Annotated in this window: 15 protein-coding genes; 10 read left to right on the top strand and 5 right to left on the bottom strand. The window is 60.8% G+C overall.

Going from position 1 to position 18,820, the window contains the following annotated elements; all coding sequences use genetic code 11:
• Window positions 1-26 precede the first annotated feature (26 nt).
• The 8 genes from betA (at window position 27) to yccS (ending at window position 12,473) form a co-directional block, all read left to right on the top strand.
• Window positions 27-1,730, top strand: coding sequence for a choline dehydrogenase (gene betA / locus FIV35_RS04525; RefSeq protein ID WP_034139625.1), 1,704 nt, complete (start codon window positions 27-29; stop codon window positions 1,728-1,730).
• Between the two features lie 165 nt (window positions 1,731-1,895).
• Window positions 1,896-3,338 carry a TldD/PmbA family protein gene (locus FIV35_RS04520; protein ID WP_034139626.1) on the top strand — a complete coding sequence of 481 codons (1,443 nt, stop codon included), beginning with the start codon at window positions 1,896-1,898 and terminating at the stop codon, window positions 3,336-3,338.
• On the top strand, window positions 3,338-4,654 hold the full coding sequence (locus FIV35_RS04515; protein ID WP_034139627.1) for a TldD/PmbA family protein: 1,317 nt from the start codon (window positions 3,338-3,340) through the stop codon (window positions 4,652-4,654). Before FIV35_RS04520 ends, FIV35_RS04515 begins: the two co-directional genes overlap by 1 nt.
• 294 nt (window positions 4,655-4,948) lie before the next feature.
• Complete coding sequence (locus FIV35_RS04510; RefSeq protein WP_034101204.1) at window positions 4,949-5,839, top strand: alpha/beta fold hydrolase; 891 nt, start codon at window positions 4,949-4,951, stop codon at window positions 5,837-5,839.
• A 36-nt stretch (window positions 5,840-5,875) separates the two neighbouring features.
• Window positions 5,876-7,303: a multidrug transporter subunit MdtD gene (gene mdtD, locus FIV35_RS04505; protein ID WP_034139628.1), complete on the top strand. Its 1,428-nt coding sequence runs from the start codon at window positions 5,876-5,878 to the stop codon at window positions 7,301-7,303.
• Between the two features lie 240 nt (window positions 7,304-7,543).
• Window positions 7,544-8,881 (top strand): ATP-dependent RNA helicase DbpA, encoded by a 1,338-nt coding sequence (gene dbpA / locus FIV35_RS04500; RefSeq protein WP_231980942.1) that lies wholly within the window; start codon window positions 7,544-7,546, stop codon window positions 8,879-8,881.
• Between the two features lie 100 nt (window positions 8,882-8,981).
• Complete coding sequence (locus FIV35_RS04495; RefSeq protein WP_034101207.1) at window positions 8,982-10,160, top strand: BaiN/RdsA family NAD(P)/FAD-dependent oxidoreductase; 1,179 nt, start codon at window positions 8,982-8,984, stop codon at window positions 10,158-10,160.
• Between the two features lie 129 nt (window positions 10,161-10,289).
• The gene (yccS, locus tag FIV35_RS04490; RefSeq protein ID WP_034139629.1) at window positions 10,290-12,473 is read left to right on the top strand and encodes a YccS family putative transporter; all 2,184 of its coding nucleotides are present in this window, start codon (window positions 10,290-10,292) and stop codon (window positions 12,471-12,473) included.
• 94 nt (window positions 12,474-12,567) lie between these two features.
• Here the strand turns inward: yccS and FIV35_RS04485 are convergent, their stop codons facing one another.
• Window positions 12,568-13,305 (bottom strand): substrate-binding periplasmic protein, encoded by a 738-nt coding sequence (locus FIV35_RS04485; protein WP_034139630.1) that lies wholly within the window; start codon window positions 13,303-13,305, stop codon window positions 12,568-12,570.
• Between the two features lie 190 nt (window positions 13,306-13,495).
• Between FIV35_RS04485 and FIV35_RS04480 the strand changes: the two genes are divergently transcribed.
• Entirely contained in the window at window positions 13,496-13,948 is a 453-nt protein-coding gene (locus FIV35_RS04480) for a GNAT family N-acetyltransferase (protein ID WP_034139631.1), read from the top strand.
• Between the two features lie 76 nt (window positions 13,949-14,024).
• On the opposite strand, the gene FIV35_RS04475 is transcribed toward FIV35_RS04480, so the two are convergent.
• Genes FIV35_RS04475 through FIV35_RS04465 form a run of 3 tightly spaced genes read right to left on the bottom strand, consistent with a single transcriptional unit; the run spans window position 14,025 to window position 16,988 of the window.
• Window positions 14,025-14,321: a winged helix-turn-helix domain-containing protein gene (locus tag FIV35_RS04475; protein ID WP_034139632.1), complete on the bottom strand. Its 297-nt coding sequence runs from the start codon at window positions 14,319-14,321 to the stop codon at window positions 14,025-14,027.
• Window positions 14,322-14,340: 19 nt separating this feature from the next.
• A complete protein-coding gene (locus FIV35_RS04470) occupies window positions 14,341-14,841 on the bottom strand; it encodes a M48 metallopeptidase family protein (protein ID WP_034139633.1) in 501 nt (166 codons plus the stop codon).
• 41 nt (window positions 14,842-14,882) lie between these two features.
• Window positions 14,883-16,988 (bottom strand): putative bifunctional diguanylate cyclase/phosphodiesterase, encoded by a 2,106-nt coding sequence (locus FIV35_RS04465; RefSeq protein ID WP_034139634.1) that lies wholly within the window; start codon window positions 16,986-16,988, stop codon window positions 14,883-14,885.
• Between the two features lie 309 nt (window positions 16,989-17,297).
• Between FIV35_RS04465 and FIV35_RS04460 the strand changes: the two genes are divergently transcribed.
• The gene (locus FIV35_RS04460; protein ID WP_034101214.1) at window positions 17,298-17,963 is read left to right on the top strand and encodes a polysaccharide lyase family 7 protein; all 666 of its coding nucleotides are present in this window, start codon (window positions 17,298-17,300) and stop codon (window positions 17,961-17,963) included.
• A 60-nt stretch (window positions 17,964-18,023) separates the two neighbouring features.
• Here FIV35_RS04460 and FIV35_RS04455 read toward each other — a convergent pair whose 3' ends face one another.
• On the bottom strand, window positions 18,024-18,470 hold the full coding sequence (locus tag FIV35_RS04455) for a DUF3757 domain-containing protein (RefSeq protein WP_034139635.1): 447 nt from the start codon (window positions 18,468-18,470) through the stop codon (window positions 18,024-18,026).
• Between the last annotated feature and the right edge of the window lie 350 nt (window positions 18,471-18,820).

The raw sequence follows: 18,820 nt of genomic DNA, 5'->3' as shown, positions 1-18,820 counted from the left end.
ACCACATTTCAAAGAGGGTGCATTCAATGTCCCAAGAATACGACTACATCATTGTGGGTGCCGGCTCCGCCGGTAACACCCTGGCGACCCGCCTGACCGAAGACGAAGGCGTCACCGTCCTGCTGCTGGAAGCCGGCGGCCCCGACTATCGTCTGGATTTCCGTACCCAGATGCCAGCCGCCCTGGCGTTCCCGCTGCAAGGCCGTCGCTACAACTGGGCCTACGAGACCGATCCAGAGCCACACATGGACGGCCGCCGCATGGAATGCGGTCGCGGCAAGGGCCTGGGTGGTTCGTCGCTGATCAACGGCATGTGCTACATCCGTGGCAACGCCATGGACTACGACAACTGGGCGAAGCTGCCGGGTCTGGAAAACTGGACTTACCTCGATTGCCTGCCGTACTTCCGCAAGGCAGAAACCCGCGACATCGGCCCCAACGACTACCACGGTGGCGACGGTCCGGTCAGCGTAACCACGCCCAAGGCCGGCAATAACCCGCTGTTCCACGCCATGGTCGAAGCCGGCGTGCAGGCCGGTTACCCGCGCACCGAAGACCTCAATGGCTATCAGCAGGAAGGTTTCGGCCCGATGGACCGCACCGTCACGCCGAACGGCCGCCGCGCCAGCACCGCGCGCGGTTACCTGGACACCGCCAAGAAGCGCTCCACGCTGACCATCGTCACCCACGCGCTGACCGACAAAGTCTTGTTCGAAGGCAAGCGCGCCGTGGGCGTGCGTTACCTGATCGGCGCCGCCGAAGAACGCGTTGAAGCTCGCGCGCGCAAAGAAGTGCTGGTGTGCAGTGGCGCAATCGCTTCGCCGCAACTGCTGCAACGCTCCGGTGTTGGCGCGGCCAAATTGCTGGAAAGCCTGGATATCCCGGTGGTCCACGACCTGCCCGGCGTCGGCGAAAACCTGCAGGACCACCTTGAGCTGTACCTGCAATACGCCTGCACTCAGCCGGTGTCGCTGTACCCGTCGCTGCTCTGGTACAACCAGCCGGCCATCGGTGCCGAGTGGCTGTTCAACGGCACCGGCATCGGCGCCAGCAACCAGTTCGAAGCGGGCGGTTTTATCCGTACCCGTGAAGAGTTCGAATGGCCGAACATCCAGTATCACTTCCTGCCGGTGGCGATTAACTACAACGGCAGCAACGGTGTGAAAGAGCACGGTTTCCAGGCGCACATGGGTTCCATGCGTTCGCCGAGCCGTGGCCGTGTGCAGCTGAAATCGAAGAACCCACGGGACTACCCGAGCATCCTCTTCAACTACATGGCCACCGAACAGGACTGGCAGGAATTCCGCGACGGCATCCGCCTGACCCGGGAAATCATGCAACAGCCGGCGCTGGACCCTTTCCGTGGCCGCGAAATCAGCCCGGGCATCGACGTGCAAACCGACGAGCAGCTCGACAAGTTCATCCGCGAACACGCCGAGACCGCGTTCCACCCGTCCTGCTCGTGCAAGATGGGCACCGACGAGATGGCGGTGGTGGACGGCGAAGGCCGCGTGCATGGCATGCAGGGCCTGCGGGTGGTGGATGCGTCGATCATGCCGATCATCACCACCGGCAACCTGAATGCACCGACGATCATGATCGCCGAGAAAATCGCCGACAAGATCCGTGGCCGCCAGCCGCTGCCACGCAGCACCGCCGACTACTACGTGGCGGGCGACGCGCCGGTACGTGGCAAGCCGTTGCGTGAAGTGGGGCCGACTGCGCAGTAACTGATACACCGCGGTGCCTTCATCGGGGGCAAGCCCCCTCCCACATTTTGACCGTGTGTGGGAGGGGGCTTGCCCCCGATAGCGCCCGACCCGCCAATGCAAAACGCCTCCTTGATAAGCTACTCTGTTGCCTGCCCGCACCGAGCCGCCCACAAGGAAGGCCCTATGTTCGACCACCACGCCACACTCAAAAAACATTTCAGTGCCCTGCGCACCACCGCCGACTTCTTCTCCCTGCGCTACGTACGCGAATCCGGCCAATACCTGTCGGTGCGCAAGAATGTCGCCGAACCGCCGCACCTGAACCACGACGAGGGCGTCATGCTCACCGTGCGTCTCAACGGTGTGGAGGCTTACGCCGCGACCCACGATATTTCCCTGGCCGGCCTGCAAGCCGCCCTCGAACGCGCCGAACAGCAGGCGCTGCGGATCAAGCCCCATGCGCTGCTCGACCTGCGCGATCAGCAGGTGTCCAGCGACGTGGCCGACTATCTGTCGCCCGAACTCAACCAGCCCTTTCCTGCCTTGAGCGACTGCTATCAATTGCTGGGCGACGAGTCTGCCGCCGTGCCGAAAGACGAGCGCCTGGTCAGCTGGGACGTCAGCCTTGGCCTGACCCAGGTCGAGCAGATCTACCTCAACAGCGCTGGCGCCGAGTTGCGTCAGGCCCAACGTTTTGTGTTCCCCGGCGTGAGTGTCACCGCCTACGACAGCACTGACAGCCAGACCCGCACCCTGGGCGGTACCAACTTCGGCCAGCAAGGTGGCTATGACGTGATCCGCCGCTTCGGCCTGGTAGGCGCCGCACCACGGGTGGCCGACGAAGCCCTGCAACTGTTGCTGGCGCCCAACACGCCCCAGGGTCCGCGCGACCTGCTGCTGATGCCCGACCAGATGATCCTGCAGATCCACGAATCCATCGGCCATCCGCTGGAGCTGGACCGCATCCTCGGCGATGAACGCAATTACGCCGGCACCAGTTTCGTCAAGGCCAGCGACTTCGGCCACCTGCAATACGGCTCCCGCCTGCTCAACGTAACGTTCGACCCGAACATCCCCGAACAGCTCGCCAGCTACAGCCATGACGACGATGGCAGCGCCGCCAGCAAGCAGTTCCTGATCCGCGAAGGCTTGCTGCTCAAGCCGTTGGGCGGTGCGTTGTCGCAATTTCGCGCCGGCATGGGCGGTGTGGCCAACAGCCGGGCCAGCAGTTGGAACCGCCCGCCGATCGACCGCATGGCCAACCTGAATATCGAGGCCGGCGACCAGAGCCTGGCGCAAATGATCGGCGGTATCGAAAGCGGCATCCTGATGTCGACCAACCGCTCGTGGTCCATTGATGACGCGCGCAACAAGTTCCAGTTCGGCTGCGAATGGGGCCAGTTGATCGAAAACGGCGAACTCAAAGGCGTGGTGAAGAACCCCAACTACCGCGCGATTTCCGCGCAGTTCTGGCGCAACCTCAGCGCGGTGGGCGACGCCAGTACCTTCCAGGTGCTGGGCACACCCAACTGCGGCAAGGGCGAGCCCAACCAAGTGATCCGTGTCGGCCATGCCTCGCCGGCCTGCGTGTTCAGCAACGTCGACGTTTTCGGAGGAGATGCCTGATGAATGATTTCAAGGCATTGGTGCAGTGGCTCACCCAAGCCATCACCGACAAGGAACAGTTTCACCTGGGCTATGCCGCCGAAGCGTCGGAGTTCGTGCGTTTCAACCACGCCAAAGTGCGTCAGGCCGGGCAGGTGCAGCAGGCCAGCGTGAACCTCAAGTTGATCAGCGACGGGCGTCACGCCGACCTGAGCATCACCCTGGCCGGCGACCCGGAACTGGATCGCCAGCGTCTGGCCGATGGTCTGCGACAACTGCGCGAAACCTTGCCGCTGCTGCCACCGGATCCCTACCTGTTGCTCAACCACGACGCCTGGCACAGCCACAACGAACAGGCCCAACCCTTGCCGGAACTGGCCCAGGTGTTGGCCGAAGTCAGCCAGGCCGCAGACGCCCTGGACCTGGTGGGCTTCTATGCCGCCGGCCCTATCAGCCGTGGCTTTGCCAGTTCCGACGGCGCATTCGGCTGGCACCAGGCCAATAGCTTCAACTTCGATTTCAGCCTGTTCCATGCCAATGGCGAAGCGGTCAAAGCCAGCTACGCCGGGCACACCTGGGACAGCGCCGAGTTCGCCCGGCGCTTGCAGCAGGCCCGCGACCAGCTCGACTTCCTCGGCCGGCCGCTGCACACCCTGGCACCGGGTCAATACCGCGCTTACCTGGCACCGGCAGCGCTTGAAGAAATCATCGGCATCATCACCTGGGGTGGTTTTTCCGCCCAGGCCATCGCCAGCAAAGGCAGCTCCCTGCAACGTCTGTATGCCGGCGAGCAACACCTCAATGAGCGAGTGACGGTGCAAGAACGCATCAGCGGCTCCCTGAGCCAGGCGTTCTCCAGCGAAGGCTACCCGCGCAGCGATGTAACGCTGATCGACGCCGGCCAGGCGAGCGGCCAACTGGTGAATTCGCGCAGCGCCGCCGAATACGGCCTGAGCGCCAACGGCGCCAGTGGCGACGAATCCCCCAGCGCCCTGCAAATGGCGGCAGGCGACCTGGCCCACGCCGACATCCTCAAGCAGTTGGGCACCGGGCTGTATATCAGCAACCTGTGGTACCTGAACTACTCCGACCTGCCGGCCGCGCGCCTGACCGGCATGACGCGCTTCGCCACGTTCTGGGTGGAGGACGGCGAGATCAAGGCGCCGGTCAGCACCATGCGTTTTGATGACAGTGTGTACAGCTTGCTCGGGTCGCAGCTGGAAGCACTGACCGCCGAGCGGGAGTTACTGCTGTCACCCAGTACCTACGGTCAGCGCAACACAGCCTCCAATCTGTTACCGGGGGCGCTGATAAAACGCCTGACACTGACGTTGTAAATACTCTCCCTGTGGGAAGGCGCTTGCTCCCGATAGCGGTGTTCAACCAAGTGCTCATTGACTGACACACCGCTGTCGGGGGCCAGCCCCCTCCCACGTTGTCTTGTGCTGATTTCAGACAGCTCGGTTTTACCCGTTCCTACGGTCATTTCTCTTGCGCACTGCGCGCGCGGGCAGCCTGTTGTCGCCTGTAAAAAACCTCGTTATAAGGGTTAGTGGCATCCCGCCACCCTACCCGCGTGCCCGCACGCAAAGCATGACCTTGTCCGGGGAAGGACAAGCTGGAGCGTTGACATGAACCATGGAAGTTTTGTCATTGAACGGCTGTACAAGCACTACAACGTCCACGTAGAGCGACTGGGAAACGATCCACACAAGAACACCGTCCTGCTGGTCAATGGGGCGCTCTCCACCACGCGGTCTTTCGCGCGTACCAGCAAATGCCTGGCCGAACACTTCAATGTGCTGCTGTTCGACCTGCCGTTCTCCGGCTATTCACGCGAACACAACGGCGACCTTGACCTGGTCACCAAGGACGACGAGGTGCAGATCCTGCGGGCGCTGGTGGAGCGTTTCGAGGTCAACCATCTGGTGTCGGCTTCCTGGGGCGGCATTTCCACCCTGCTCACCCTGGCGCACAACCCGCCCTCCATCAAAAGCTCGGTGGTGATGGCCCTGGCACCCAACCTCAACCAAGCCATGCTCGACTACGTGGACCGCGTGCGCGTGCTGATCGAGGCCGATGACAAATCCGCCGTCGGCCATTTGCTCAACGAAACCGTAGGCAAATACCTGTCGCCGCGTCTCAAGCGCAATAACCATCGGCACCTGTCGAACATGGCCACCACCGAATACCGGCAAGCGCGCTTTCATATCCACCAGGTGCTGGCATTGGGCGACGGCAATTACCTGCCGGCGCTGCGGCAAATCGAAACGCCGGTGCATTTTCTCAACGGCGCGCTCGACGAATACACCCCCGCCGCCGACGCTCAATTGTTCAAGCAATACGTGGGGCGCAGCAGTTTTGCGGTGGCGCAACACACCGGTCACCTGTTGGATCTGGAATCCCGCGAGGCCGCCCTGGCGGTGCATCGCGCGCTGTTGGATTTCCTGGTGGGCGAGCACGCGGTGTTGTCGGACTTAGACCAACCGCCAGTGGGAAAAGGCGCGATGGATGGCGCATAATCGCCGACACATAGCCGGCTAACAAAAAGGTCCCCCATGCCCGATCGCGCCCCTCTCGATGCCAAGACCGCCCGCTGGCTCCCCTGGGTGGTGGCGATTGCCTTCTTTATGCAGTCACTCGATGGGACGATTCTCAACACCGCCCTGCCGGCCATGGCCAGGGACCTGGCGGAAAACCCGTTGCGCATGCAGGGGGTGGTGATCGCCTACATGCTCACGGTCGCCTTGCTGATCCCGGCATCGGGCTGGATCGCCGACCGTTTCGGCACCAAGAAGATCTTCTTTGGCGCAATCATGCTGTTCAGCATCGGCTCGCTGCTGTGCGCGCTGTCCAGCAGCCTGACCATGCTGGTGGGGGCTCGGGTCGTGCAGGGTCTGGGCGGCGCGCTGATGCTGCCGGTGGGACGCCTGGTGGTATTGCGCGCCTACCCGCGCTCCGAGCTGGTGCGGATCATGGGCTTCATCACCATCCCTGGCCTGCTCGGCCCGCTGCTTGGCCCGACCATGGGCGGCTGGATGGTGCAATACCTGACCTGGCACTGGATCTTTCTGATCAACCTGCCGGTGGGCATGATCGGGTGCTACGCCGTGTGGAAGTTCATCCCGGACCTGCGCGGCAGTGAACGCACGCGCTTTGACGGAATGGGCTTTGTACTGTTCGGCGCGGCGATGGTGCTGATCACCATCGCTATGGAGGGCCTGGGCGAACTGCACCTGCCGCACCTGCGGGTGATGTTGCTGCTGTTCGGCGGGCTGGCGTGCCTGGCGGCGTACTGGCTGCGCGCCGGGCATATCGACAACCCGCTGTTTTCGCCGGTGCTGTTCAAGACCCGCACCTTTGCCGTGGGCATCCTGGGTAACCTGTTCGCCCGCCTGGGCAGCGGCGCGTTGCCGTTCCTGGTGCCGCTGCTGTTGCAGGTGGCGCTGGGGTATTCACCGTCGGAGGCCGGCATGAGCATGCTGCCGTTGGCGGCGGCGGCGATGTTCGCCAAGTCCGTGGCGCGGCCGCTGATCGAACGCCTGGGCTACCGCGTGGTGCTGACCGGCAACACCCTGGCGCTGGGCATCATGCTGGCGAGCATGGGCCTGGTCAGCGAGCAGACGCCCTACCCGCTGCTGCTGGGCATGCTGGCGGTGCTGGGGGCGATCAACTCCCTGCAATTTACCGCGATGAACACCGTGACCTTGATCGACCTCGACGACGCCCAGGCCAGCAGCGGCAACAGCCTGCTGTCGGTGGTGGCGCAATTGTCCCTGAGCCTCGGCGTGGCCTGCGCCGGTGCACTGCTGGGCGGATTCACCGCCGAAGCCGGCAATGACGGGGTCAATACCGTGCTCGGCGCGTTCCAGTTGACCTTCCTCACCGTGGGCGTCATGGCGATGTTGGCGGCGGCGATTTTCCTGCAACTGTCGCCGAAAGACGGCAAACGGGCGGCCAGCCCGGAGCAGCACATTGAGCATTGAAGCAGTTGCGAGCGTTAAGCTTCAAGCTTCAAGCTTCAAGCTTCAAGCTTCAAGCTTCAAGCCTTAAGCTTCAAGCTTGCCGCTTGCCGCTTATAACTTGCCGCTGCCCCCATCCCCTCGTCTGAACCATGCGAAAAAACCTACGGGGGGCTGCTACACTGCGCGACATTTTGTTTTTGCAGAGCCCGCCCCGTGACCACCATCGCCACCGCTTTTAATACCTTGCCGCTGTCCGCCGCCATGCTGGCTAACCTCGACTCGCTGGGTTACGTCGAGATGACGCAGATCCAGGCACAAAGCTTGCCGGTGATCCTCAAGGGGCTGGACCTGATTGCCCAGGCCAAGACCGGCAGCGGCAAGACCGCCGCCTTCGGCATCGGCCTGCTGAACCCGATCAACCCGCGCTACTTCGGTTGCCAGGCCCTGGTGATGTGCCCGACCCGCGAGCTGGCCGACCAGGTGGCCAAGGAAATCCGCCGCCTGGCCCGCGCCGAAGACAACATCAAGGTGCTGACCTTGTGCGGCGGCGTGTCCCTCGGCCCGCAGATCGCTTCGCTGGAACATGGCGCCCACGTGATCGTCGGCACCCCGGGCCGTATCCAGCAACACCTGCGCAAGGGTTCGCTGGTGCTGGACGGCTTGAACACGCTGATCCTCGATGAAGCCGATCGCATGCTCGACATGGGTTTCTATGACGCCATCGAAGACATCATCAGCAAGACCCCGCCACGCCGTCAGACCCTGCTGTTCTCGGCCACCTACCCGGTGAGCATCAAGCAGTTGGCCTCCAAGTTCATGCGCGCGCCGCAGCAAGTGAAGGCCGAAGCGTTCCATTCCGACGAGCAGATCGAGCAGCGTTTCTATGAGATCTCCCCGGAAGAACGCATGGACGCGGTGACCAAGGTGCTGGCGCATTTCCGTCCGGCCTCGTGCGTGGCGTTCTGCTTTACCAAGCAGCAAGTGCAGGAAACCGTCGACCACCTGACGGCCAAGGGCATCTCCGCCGTCGGCCTGCACGGCGACCTGGAACAGCGCGACCGCGATCAGGTACTGGCGATGTTCGCCAACCGCAGCACCTCGGTGCTGGTGGCCACCGACGTCGCCGCCCGTGGCCTGGACATTGACTCGCTGGACATGGTGATCAACGTCGAACTGGCCCGCGACTCGGAAATCCACATCCACCGCGTCGGCCGTACCGGCCGCGCCGGTGAGACCGGCATCGCCATCAGCCTGGTGGCGCCGTCCGAGGCGCACCGTGCCCAGGCCATCGAGCAGTTGCAAAAGTCGCCGCTGAACTGGGACCAACTGGACAACCTCAAGCCACAAAGCGGTGGTCCGTTGCTGCCGCAGATGAGCACTCTGTGCATTGCCGCTGGCCGTAAAGACAAAGTGCGCCCAGGTGACATCCTCGGTGCATTGACCGGCGAAGCCGGCATCCCCGGTGCCCAGGTTGGCAAGATCGCGATCTTCGACTTCCAGGCGTTCGTGGCCGTGGAACGGGGCATCGCCAAGCAAGCACTGCAGCGCTTGAACGACGGCAAGATCAAGGGCCGCTCGTTGCGCGTGCGGATCCTGTAACCCGATCTGCGACCTATATGAATATCCAATGTGGGAGGGGGTTTACCCCCTCCCACCGTTTTGATTGCATTCAGACCCGTATTTTTATGAGGACATTGCTGTGCGCTCGACCGAAGTTGTGATCATTGGCGCCGGCGCCGCAGGCTTGATGTGCGCACTGACCGCCGCTGGTCGTGGGCGCAAAGTGATGTTGATCGACCATGCAAACAAGGCCGGCAAGAAGATCCTGATGTCCGGCGGTGGCCGCTGTAACTTCACCAATATGTACACCGAGCCGGCTAACTTCCTGTCCCACAACGCGCACTTCTGCAAGTCGGCCTTGGCCCGTTACACCCAATGGGACTTCATCGGGCTGGTGGCCAAGCACGGCGTGCCGTACCACGAGAAGAAACTCGGCCAACTGTTCTGTGATAACAAATCCAGCGACATCCTCGGCATGTTGCTCGATGAGTGCATCCAGACCGGTGTAAGCCTGCACCTGGACACCTCCATCCAGGAAATCGCCAAGCTCGACAGCGGCTATCAGTTGCAAACCACTCTCGGTGAGCTGCGCTGTGAATCCCTGGTGATCGCCACCGGCGGACTGTCTATCCCGACACTGGGCGCTACCGGCTTTGGCTATCAGGTGGCCAAGCAGTTCGGCCATGAACTGCTGCCGACCCGCGCAGGATTGGTGCCGTTCACCATCACCGATCAGCTCAAGGCGCTGTGCACCGAGTTGTCCGGCACCTCCGTGGATTGTGTGGCCAGCTGCAATGGCCAGAGCTTTCGCGAGAATCTGCTGTTTACCCATCGCGGCCTGAGCGGGCCGGCGATCCTGCAGATTTCCTCATACTGGGAACCGGGCGATACGGTCGAAATCAACCTGCTGCCCGAGCACGACGCCCACACCTGGCTGCAACAGCAACAGGTCGAGCGACCGAACAGCGAGTTGAAGACCCTGCTCGGTGAGATCTTCACCAAAAAGATGGCCAACCTGCTGGCAGACACTTGGTTCGCGTCCAAGCCGATGAAGCAATACACCCATGCCGAAGTCGCCGACATCGCGCAGAAGTTGTCGAGCTGGCAGTTCGTGCCCGCCGGCACTGAGGGCTATCGCACCGCCGAAGTGACGCTGGGCGGTGTGGACACGCGGGAAGTCTCGTCCAAGACCATGGAGTCGCTGAAAAGCCCAGGGCTGTACTTTATTGGGGAAGTGCTGGACGTGACCGGCCACTTGGGCGGGTTTAACTTCCAGTGGGCGTGGGCATCGGGCTACGCCGCCGCGCAATACGTCTGACGAAGCCTCCCATCTTCCGATTTGCGGTGTGCCTGGGGAATAATTTGCGGTGAGATGTGATCACCACGCTTGCCGTGGCGTCCTTACTGCCTCAATTTAGCGGCATCGTCCCGGAAGACTCCAGCCTTCATGTCATCGACCTCGTTCAAGCAGTCCATGCGGCGCCTATGGGCGCTGGATAAATTCAGCTACAGCGTTCGGGTGTTCATCGCCCTCACCGGCAGCATGGCGCTGTGCTGGTATCAGGATGAAATGACCCTGCTGATCCCGCTGTTCCTGGGGATTATCGCCAGTGCTCTGGCCGAGACCGATGACAGCTGGCAAGGCCGCCTCAATGCCCTGGCAGTGACCCTGGTGTGTTTCAGCATCGCCGCGCTGTCGGTGGAACTGTTGTTCCCCTACCCCTGGCTGTTCGCGATTGCCCTGGCGCTGGCGAGTTTCTGCCTGACCATGCTCGGCGCCCTTGGCGAACGCTACGGTGCGATTGCCTCGGCGACGCTGATTCTGTCGGTTTACACCATGATCGGTGTGGATCAGCGCGGAGGGGCGGTGTCGGACTTCTGGCACGAACCACTGCTGCTGGTGGCCGGCGCTGCCTGGTATGGCGCGTTGTCAGTGTTGTGGCAGGTGCTGTTTTCCAACCAGCCGGTGCAACAGAGCCTGGCGCGTTTGTTTCGCGAGTTGGGGCGTTACCTCAAGCTCAAATCGTCGCTGTTCGAACCGATCCGCCAACTGGATGTAGAAGCCCGTCGCCTGGAACTGGCCCAGCAGAATGGTCGCGTAGTCGCTGCGCTGAATGCGGCCAAGGAAATCATCCTGCACCGCGTGGGCAATGGTCGCCCGGGTTCGAAGGTCAGCCGCTATCTGAAGCTGTACTTTCTGGCCCAGGACATCCACGAGCGCGCCAGTTCTTCGCACTATCCCTACAATGCCCTGGCCGAAGCGTTTTTCCACAGCGACGTGCTGTTCCGCTGCCAGCGCCTGTTACGCCAGCAAGGCAAGGCCTGCCAGGCCCTCGCTGAGTCGATCCAGTTGCGCCAGCCGTTCGTCTACGACGACAGTTTTGCCGAAGCCCTCGGTGACCTGAACGCCTCGCTGGAACACCTGCGCATCCAGAGCAACCCGGCCTGGCGCGGCCTGCTGCGCTCGTTGCGCGCCCTGGCGGCCAACCTGTCGACCCTCGACCGCCTGCTCGGCGACGCCAGCAACCCCGACGCCCTGGCCGACGCTACCGACAGCAATCTGCTCGATCGTGCGCCGCGTAACCTCAAGGAAATGTGGACAAGGCTGCGCACGCAGCTGACGCCGACGTCATTGCTGTTCCGCCATGCGTTGCGCCTGTCGTTGGCGCTGACCATCGGCTACGGCACCTTGCATGCGATTCACGCATCCCAGGGTTACTGGATCATCCTCACGACGCTGTTCGTGTGCCAACCCAACTACGGCGCCACCCGGCGCAAACTGGGCCAACGGATCGTCGGCACCGCCATCGGCCTGACCGTGGCCTGGGCGCTGTTCGATCTGTTCCCCAGCCCGCTGGTGCAATCGATGTTCGCCATCGCTGCCGGCCTGGTGTTCTTTATCAACCGCACCACCCGCTACACCCTGGCCACGGCGGCGATCACGCTGATGGTGCTGTTCTGCTTCAACCAAGTGGGCGATGGCTACGGGCTGTTCCTGCCTCGGCTGTTCGATACGTTGATCGGCAGCCTGATCGCGGGGCTGGCGGTGTTCCTGTTTCTGCCGGACTGGCAGGGCCGGCGCCTGAACAAAGTGCTGGCCAACACCCTGACCTGCAACAGCATCTACCTGCGGCAAATCATGCAGCAGTACGCCGCCGGCAAGAGCGACGACCTGGCCTATCGCCTGGCCAGGCGCAATGCGCACAACGCCGATGCGGCGCTGTCCACCACCTTGGCCAACATGCTGATGGAGCCGGGGCACTTTCGCAAAGAAGCCGACGTGGGCTTTCGCTTCCTGGTGCTGTCACACACTTTGCTCAGCTATTTGTCGGGGCTGGGCGCACACCGCGACACCGCACTGCCGGCCGACGTGCGCGAACACCTGATCAACGGCGCCGGCCACAGCCTGGCGGCCAGCATTGACGAAATCGCCACGGGGCTGGCCAACAAACAACCGATTGCGATCCAGAGCGACGCCGAAGAAGCCCTGGCCGCCGAGCTGGAGCAGATGCCGGATGAGATCGACGAAGGGCAGCGCTTGGTGCAAACGCAACTGGCGCTGATCTGCCGACAGCTGGGGCCGTTGCGCACACTGGCGGCACATTTGATCAAGGACACCGACGCGGCTTAGGTCGCTATCGAGGGCAAGCCCCCTTCCACATTGATCGGATTCACACGCTCCACCCGTGGGAGGGGGCTCGCCCCCGACAAGGCCCGCACAGGCACTACATACCATGGGCCTTCATCAACCGCTCGTAACTGCCATCGGCTTTCATCTTGGCAATTTCCCGGTCAAAGCCCGCCACAATCTGCGCATGCTCGGGGTGCTTGAGGCTGACCAAAATGTGCAGGCTGTTTTCACTCAGCGGCTTGGGCAAAAACTCTATGGCGTTGCGCACCCGGGGCGATTCGCGGGACAGGTAATAGCGCGCCACATACTCATCCTCCACCGTCAGCCGCACCCGCTGCGCCGCCAGCATGCGTACGGCCATGGCGAAGTTATGCACCGGTACTTTCTGCAGTTGCGCGTCCCCGTCGAACGCCGCCGAATAGGCATAGCCGCGCACCACGGCAATGGGGAAATCGTGCAGTTGCTCCAGGGTCTGGTAGTCGATAGGGTCGTCGCGACGCTTGATGAAGCGCACGCGGTTGATCAGGTATTCATTGGAGAATTCGCCCAGTTGCGTGCGGGCGTCGTCGTACCAGGCGTTAATCAGCACGTCATAGCGCCCGTCGCCCACGCCCATCAATGCCCGGGCCCAGGGCACCTGTTCGAATTCACTGGCATAACCTGCACGGGCCAGGGCCGTGGTGACGATATCGGTGGCCAGCCCGCCATTGATCAAGGTCGCATCGGTAAACGGTGGCCAGGCATCCGCAACCAGGCGCAGACGCTGTGCAAACGCCGGCTGAGCCAGCAACAACACTCCAATTAAAGCAACGGCACGAGAAAATCGCGGCATGCTCAAAATCCTTGGCGAGCCTAGCTCAGGCCATACCTGAGGTGTTAACAGTAGCCCAGATTACACAAAGAAACGGGGCAACAGAGCACTCAGTGATGGCTAATTGATTTCATTCACCACAATAGACCATTTAGACAGAGTTGCCCGTCGCGCTTACTATCAAGAACAGACATCTATTCGAGAACACACCATGACAGTTGATTGGGTCTGCAAACACCACAATGACCTGGGCAAGGATCAGCTCTACGCCATCCTGCGGTTACGCAACGAAGTCTTCGTAGTGGAGCAGAAATGCATCTATCAGGATATCGACGGGCAGGACTTGATCGGCGACACCCATCACCTGATGGGCTGGCAGAATGACGAGCTGGTGGCCTACCTACGGCTGCTGGACCCCGATACCCAAGGGGGTGACGTGGTGGTCGGCCGAGTGATCATTGCCCCAGCGGCACGGGGCACCGGGTTGGCGCACCGGATGATGGAAGAAACCCTCAAGCAAATTGAAGATATCTGGCCTGATACGCCGATATTTCTGTCAGCCCAAGCGCATTTGCAGGGTTATTACGGCCGCTATGGTTTCGTGGTGGCGGGAGAGGAATACCTGGAGGACGACATTCCTCATATCGGCATGCGGCGCGCCTGAGAAAGCCATGCAGAGCACTGCGATCAACTGCGGGAAGGGGCTTACCCCCTATGACGCCAGTGAATCAAACAAGACCTCAGGGATAACCCAGCACGCGCTTGATCGAGGCCAGATTGGCTTCGATCCAGCGCCGATCGATCGCGCCCCAATCGCGAATCCGATAACACCCGGCATGGTTGCGGGCGCCGTCTTCCTGTTCGAACTCACACACGATATCCAGGTCGGCGAGCGCGGCAATGGTGTCCTGGGCCGTGCGCCGAGGCATGCCGGTCATCTCCGTCAGCGCCGGTACGTTGCTGGCCTGGCCGCTGTCGATCAGGTAGGCCACGTAGAGGCGGCGGTAGAAGCTGCTTTTGGTCTTGCTCACATCCATGGTCATTGGCCTTGTGCGGTCAGGGTTTGCCCAGCAGGTCGCGATACGTGAGGTATACCCGCAGGTCGAATTCCACCTGATGGTAGTCCGGCATCATGTATTGGCAGAGTTTGTAGAACGCCTTGTTGTGGTCCGATTCCTTGAAGTGCGCCAGCTCATGCACCACGATCATGCGCAGAAATTCCGGCGCGGCCTCTTTGAACAAGGCGGCGATGCGAATCTCTTTCTTGGCTTTGAGGTTGCCGCCCTGCACCCTGGAAATGGTCGTGTGCAGGCCCAGGGCTCGGTGCGTCAGGTCCAGGCGGTTATCGAACAGCACTTTGGCGATAGCCGGCGCGTTGCGCAGGTGTTCCTGCTTCAAGGCCAGCGCGTAGGCATACAAGGCCTTATCGCTCTGCACCCCATGGCGCTCGGGATAACGCTGCTCCAGATAGGCGCCCAATTGGTCCTTGGCGATCATCTGGCGCACTTGCTCCTGAAGAGTGACAGGGTAGGCCTGGAGGTATTTCAGCGTAGTCATGGCGTGCGCGGCAGGATTCGAAGGGCGTCAGTGTAACCAATTCAACTCACGCGGGTGCGGGACCAGTCGACCATTTCCTCGGCCATCAACGGCAATGCCGCCCATGCCCCTTGAACGAACGGACAGCCGTGTGCCCTGAGCCAGTGGGCCTGCTCTTGGGTTTCCACGCCCTCGGCCACCACCAGCACTTCAAAATGCGCACACAACTCAATAATGCTACGGGCCATGGCCGCATCGCGCGCCGAGCCCGGCAGGCGCGCCACTAATTTCGGATCGAGCTTGAGGGTGTCGAACTCCAGATCGCGCAGATGGGCCAGGGAACACTGTCCGGAACCAAAGTCATCCAAGGCGATACGCACACCAATGCGACGCAACAGCTTGAGTTGCTTGATGGCCTCCTCGCGGTTGCTCATCAGGCAATCCTCGCCGATCTCCACCTCCAACTGACGCCCGTTCAAACCGTAGCACTCCAGCATCTGCTGCAGCTGGTTGGCCAGGTTGGGCATATTGAACTGGCTGCTGCTCAGGCTCACGCTCAGCACCAGCTCTTCATCGAAAGTGCTGTGCCAGGCATGACGCTGGGCGGCGACCTGCTGATAGATCCACGCGCTCAATTGGCTGATCAGCCGCGCCTCCTCAAGCAACGGCAGGAACAACCCCGGCGGCACGTCACCCACACTGGGATGTTGCCAGCGCAACAAGGCTTCCACGCCGCGCAAGCGCCCATCCTCCAACGACACTTGCGGCTGGTAGACCAGGGTGAACTCTTTATTTTCGATTGCCGTGCGCACGCTGTCTTCGAGCATCAAGCGTGAGCGGGCACGCCCGTTCATTTCCTGGTCGAAATAGCGATATTGCTGACGCCCTGCGCGTTTGGCTTCGTACATAGCGATATCGGCCGCACGCAGCAGACCATTCAAATCCGCGCCGCAGTCCGGAAACGTGGCGATGCCGATACTCACGCCGAGCATCACATCCAAACCATCGACTTGCTGACAGACAGACACCCGTTCGATCAGTTTTTCCGAAATTTTTGCCGCCTGCTCCGGAAACTCCAGCTCCACCAAAGCGGTAAATTCATCACCGCCCATGCGTCCGATGATGTCGTAGGAACGCAGGCAACCCTGCAGTTGTTCCGAGACCCAGCGTAGCACCCGGTCCCCCGCATCATGGCCCAGGGAATCGTTGACCCTCTTGAAGCCATCGAGGTCCAGGTACAGCAGCACCAGCGACTGCTCCCCCCGCTCGCCACGCAACAGGCTGTTTTCCACGGCTTGATAGAACCCACGGCGATTAAGCAAACCGGTGAGTGGGTCGGTGACCGCCTGAAACTCCAGCTGCTGGTGCAGGTGGCGCACCTCGGACATGTCCAGCACCGTCACCACCATCGCCTTCTGCTCGGACGGCAGCGGCGCGCAGGATAACGCCACAGGCACCTGCTGACCGCGACCGGTGCGCAGCAGGGCATCATGCAGGCGCCAGGTCTGGCCCGTTTGGTAACCGGCATACATCTGCGAATCCTGCCAACTGGGCACATGGGGCTTTTGCAGAAAACTCAGAAACGGCTGGCCCTGCAGCTCATTGTGCGTGGCGTTAAGCAAGCGCGAGATCGCCGGGTTGGCGTACTGAATCACGCCCTCATCGCTGACCACCAGGATGCCTTCGGCAGCGTTGTCGAGCACCGAGGCATTGAAGGCGCGGGCCGACTCCAGATCGTGGCTCAAGCGCTGTAAAGCCCGGCGGTTGCGCTGGTGCTCCAACAACGCCTGGACCTTGGGTTTGAGAATATGTGGGTCGAAAGGCTTGAACAGGTAATCGATGGCGCCGCTGGCATAGCCTTCCAGGACGGAAGCAGGCGATTGCGCATTGGCACTCAGAAAAATGATCGGGGTCATGCGCGTACGTTGACTGCCGCGCATCAGGCGGGCGACTTCAAAACCGTCCATGCCCGGCATCATCACGTCCAGCAATACCAAATCGACGTCATGCTGCAGCAGCAATTCCAGCGCTTCCACGCCGGACGCGGCGGTCACCACGTGCCAATCCTCGCGTTGCAGAAGGGCGCGCATGCTGATCAGGTTTTCGGGGTAGTCGTCGACCACCAGAAGAACCGAACTGCCATCGCCGTGGTGTGGAGCGCATTCCATGCTACGTCTCATCCTTAGATTGCCGCTCCGGTCACTTCTGAGATAAAACCCGGATAAACACTGAGGCTTCACTCTAGCTCTGGTTCTGAAAAATCAGAAGGGAAGTGGATGCCATCATTGCGCCAAAGTTCGGGCAGCCGACTAACGGTCAACCTCTACAGCCCGCGGTCCATGGGAAACATGGCATTTTGACATTCCGTTGACGCCAATAAACCGCCATCGATTGTTTAACAATTGGACAGCCACCGCCTATAAAGAACGTTTAAGGCCCCGTGCCAGAGCTTTCACCCCCCGTAAAAGGCCAATGCCATGATCGACCTCTCTACTTGGAACCTGAGCATTCCGGTCGGCTCGCCCCCCGCGACCATCGAAACCCCGAAACTGCTCAGCGGCTTCAACGACCAATATTTCCAGGCCGAAGGCAGCAATGTGCAATTCTGGACACCCGTCACTGGTACCCGCACCGAAAACGCCATCTACCCCCGCAGCGAACTGCGCGAAACCTACGCCGATGGCCGCCTGCGCAACTGGACCTACCCCGACGCCGACAACTTCCTACGCGCCACCCTCACCGTCAACCAAGTGCCTTCCACCGGCAAAATCGTGATTGGCCAAATCCACGCGTATGAGAGCCAGAAACCGCTGATCAAACTTGAGTATCAATTCAAGGAAAAAACCCAGACCGGCAACATCGTCGCCAAAGTGCGCATGCGTCCGGACGAAGAGGAGAGCCGCGTGATCACCGTGGCCTCCAACGTACCGCTGGAAAAGAGCTTCACCTACGTGATCAACCTCAACAAGGCCGGACTGCTGAGCGTCTACGCCGCCGATGGCGAATGGAACGAACGCATCGGCGCCGCCTGGGGCGCCAAGCCGCTGTACTTCAAGGCCGGCGCTTATGTGCAGGACAACAGCGGGGATAGCAAGGAAGGAGCGAAGGTGACGTTCGACAAGTTGGATATTGATCACGAGTAAAGGATTCTGTGGGAGCCGGCTTTGCTCGGCCCCCACATTTGCGAGGGGCTTTTCACCTGCTTATTGCACAGGCAATTTAATCGGAGCAGGTCCTTTTGAATTCATTACGTTAAAGGCGCATTTAGAAACACCGCTCTGGATACATTCGTTGTTCTCATTCCAATTAGAGCCCTGTGCCACGGGAGACGAAACGAATCTCTGGGCCATTCTCAAGTAGTCGTCACTTCCTGCTCCGACGTAATTACAAGCCACATAGTAATAAGCGTGGCTGGTCTCACTATCTGTACCTTGTTTGATGGCTGCACCTTGGAACTTAAATGCGGCTGTAATAGAACTGTCTTCCATGTATTGCTCACCCTTCCAAACACCGCTCTGATCCGCAAACTGGCGACTGACAGCCTTGATGGTCGAGACCTCAGGGCAATTCAACTCCACTCCGCATACCTGCCCTATAAGCATAAAAGCACCGATTGCTGCACCCATTTTCAAGCACTTTGAAAGTGTCATGACCGCGTACTCCTTTACTGAATTGATAGCCCAATAATGAGGACAAAACGCAATCGATGACACTGTAAACTTTGACAGTCTTATAGATGAATTCCAAATAACCACAAACCTATAGATAACCGAATAATAGGTCAGCACACCGCCCCCATTAATGAGCTTGATAGGGCTCGGTTTTTTATGCCTATTGCTTGGGATTTAAGCGCGAGTCTGGATTCTGCTAAGTGCTGCACAGCGTACCCTAATAAATCGGCTGAATCCCTGAGGATTTATTACCCCAGTACAAACGCGTTATAACGCGTGATACACACCCCATATTACGTTCATGGCCGCTAGGGCGCCCCCCCCAATAC

It is taken from the genome of Pseudomonas rhodesiae (genome assembly GCF_007858255.1).
Taxonomy (GTDB): domain Bacteria; phylum Pseudomonadota; class Gammaproteobacteria; order Pseudomonadales; family Pseudomonadaceae; genus Aquipseudomonas; species Aquipseudomonas rhodesiae.
Note: the sequence above shows the minus strand (reverse complement) of the source record. Positions and strands in the feature narration are given on the sequence as shown.

Bases quoted from the DNA above. Each gene is read 5' to 3' on its own strand.
- FIV35_RS04475 (WP_034139632.1), bottom strand. From the start codon at position 14,321: ATGGATGTGAGCAAGACCAAAAGCAGCTTCTACCGCCGCCTCTACGTG.
- FIV35_RS04480 (WP_034139631.1), top strand. From the start codon at position 13,496: ATGACAGTTGATTGGGTCTGCAAACACCACAATGACCTGGGCAAGGAT.
- dbpA (WP_231980942.1), top strand. From the start codon at position 7,544: ATGCTGGCTAACCTCGACTCGCTGGGTTACGTCGAGATGACGCAGATC.
- yccS (WP_034139629.1), top strand. From the start codon at position 10,290: ATGTCATCGACCTCGTTCAAGCAGTCCATGCGGCGCCTATGGGCGCTG.
- mdtD (WP_034139628.1), top strand. From the start codon at position 5,876: ATGCCCGATCGCGCCCCTCTCGATGCCAAGACCGCCCGCTGGCTCCCC.
- FIV35_RS04470 (WP_034139633.1), bottom strand. From the start codon at position 14,841: ATGACTACGCTGAAATACCTCCAGGCCTACCCTGTCACTCTTCAGGAG.
- FIV35_RS04460 (WP_034101214.1), top strand. From the start codon at position 17,298: ATGATCGACCTCTCTACTTGGAACCTGAGCATTCCGGTCGGCTCGCCC.
- FIV35_RS04455 (WP_034139635.1), bottom strand. From the start codon at position 18,470: ATGACACTTTCAAAGTGCTTGAAAATGGGTGCAGCAATCGGTGCTTTT.
- FIV35_RS04510 (WP_034101204.1), top strand. From the start codon at position 4,949: ATGAACCATGGAAGTTTTGTCATTGAACGGCTGTACAAGCACTACAAC.
- FIV35_RS04485 (WP_034139630.1), bottom strand. From the start codon at position 13,305: ATGCCGCGATTTTCTCGTGCCGTTGCTTTAATTGGAGTGTTGTTGCTG.
- betA (WP_034139625.1), top strand. From the start codon at position 27: ATGTCCCAAGAATACGACTACATCATTGTGGGTGCCGGCTCCGCCGGT.
- FIV35_RS04515 (WP_034139627.1), top strand. From the start codon at position 3,338: ATGAATGATTTCAAGGCATTGGTGCAGTGGCTCACCCAAGCCATCACC.
- FIV35_RS04520 (WP_034139626.1), top strand. From the start codon at position 1,896: ATGTTCGACCACCACGCCACACTCAAAAAACATTTCAGTGCCCTGCGC.
- FIV35_RS04465 (WP_034139634.1), bottom strand. From the start codon at position 16,988: ATGGAATGCGCTCCACACCACGGCGATGGCAGTTCGGTTCTTCTGGTG.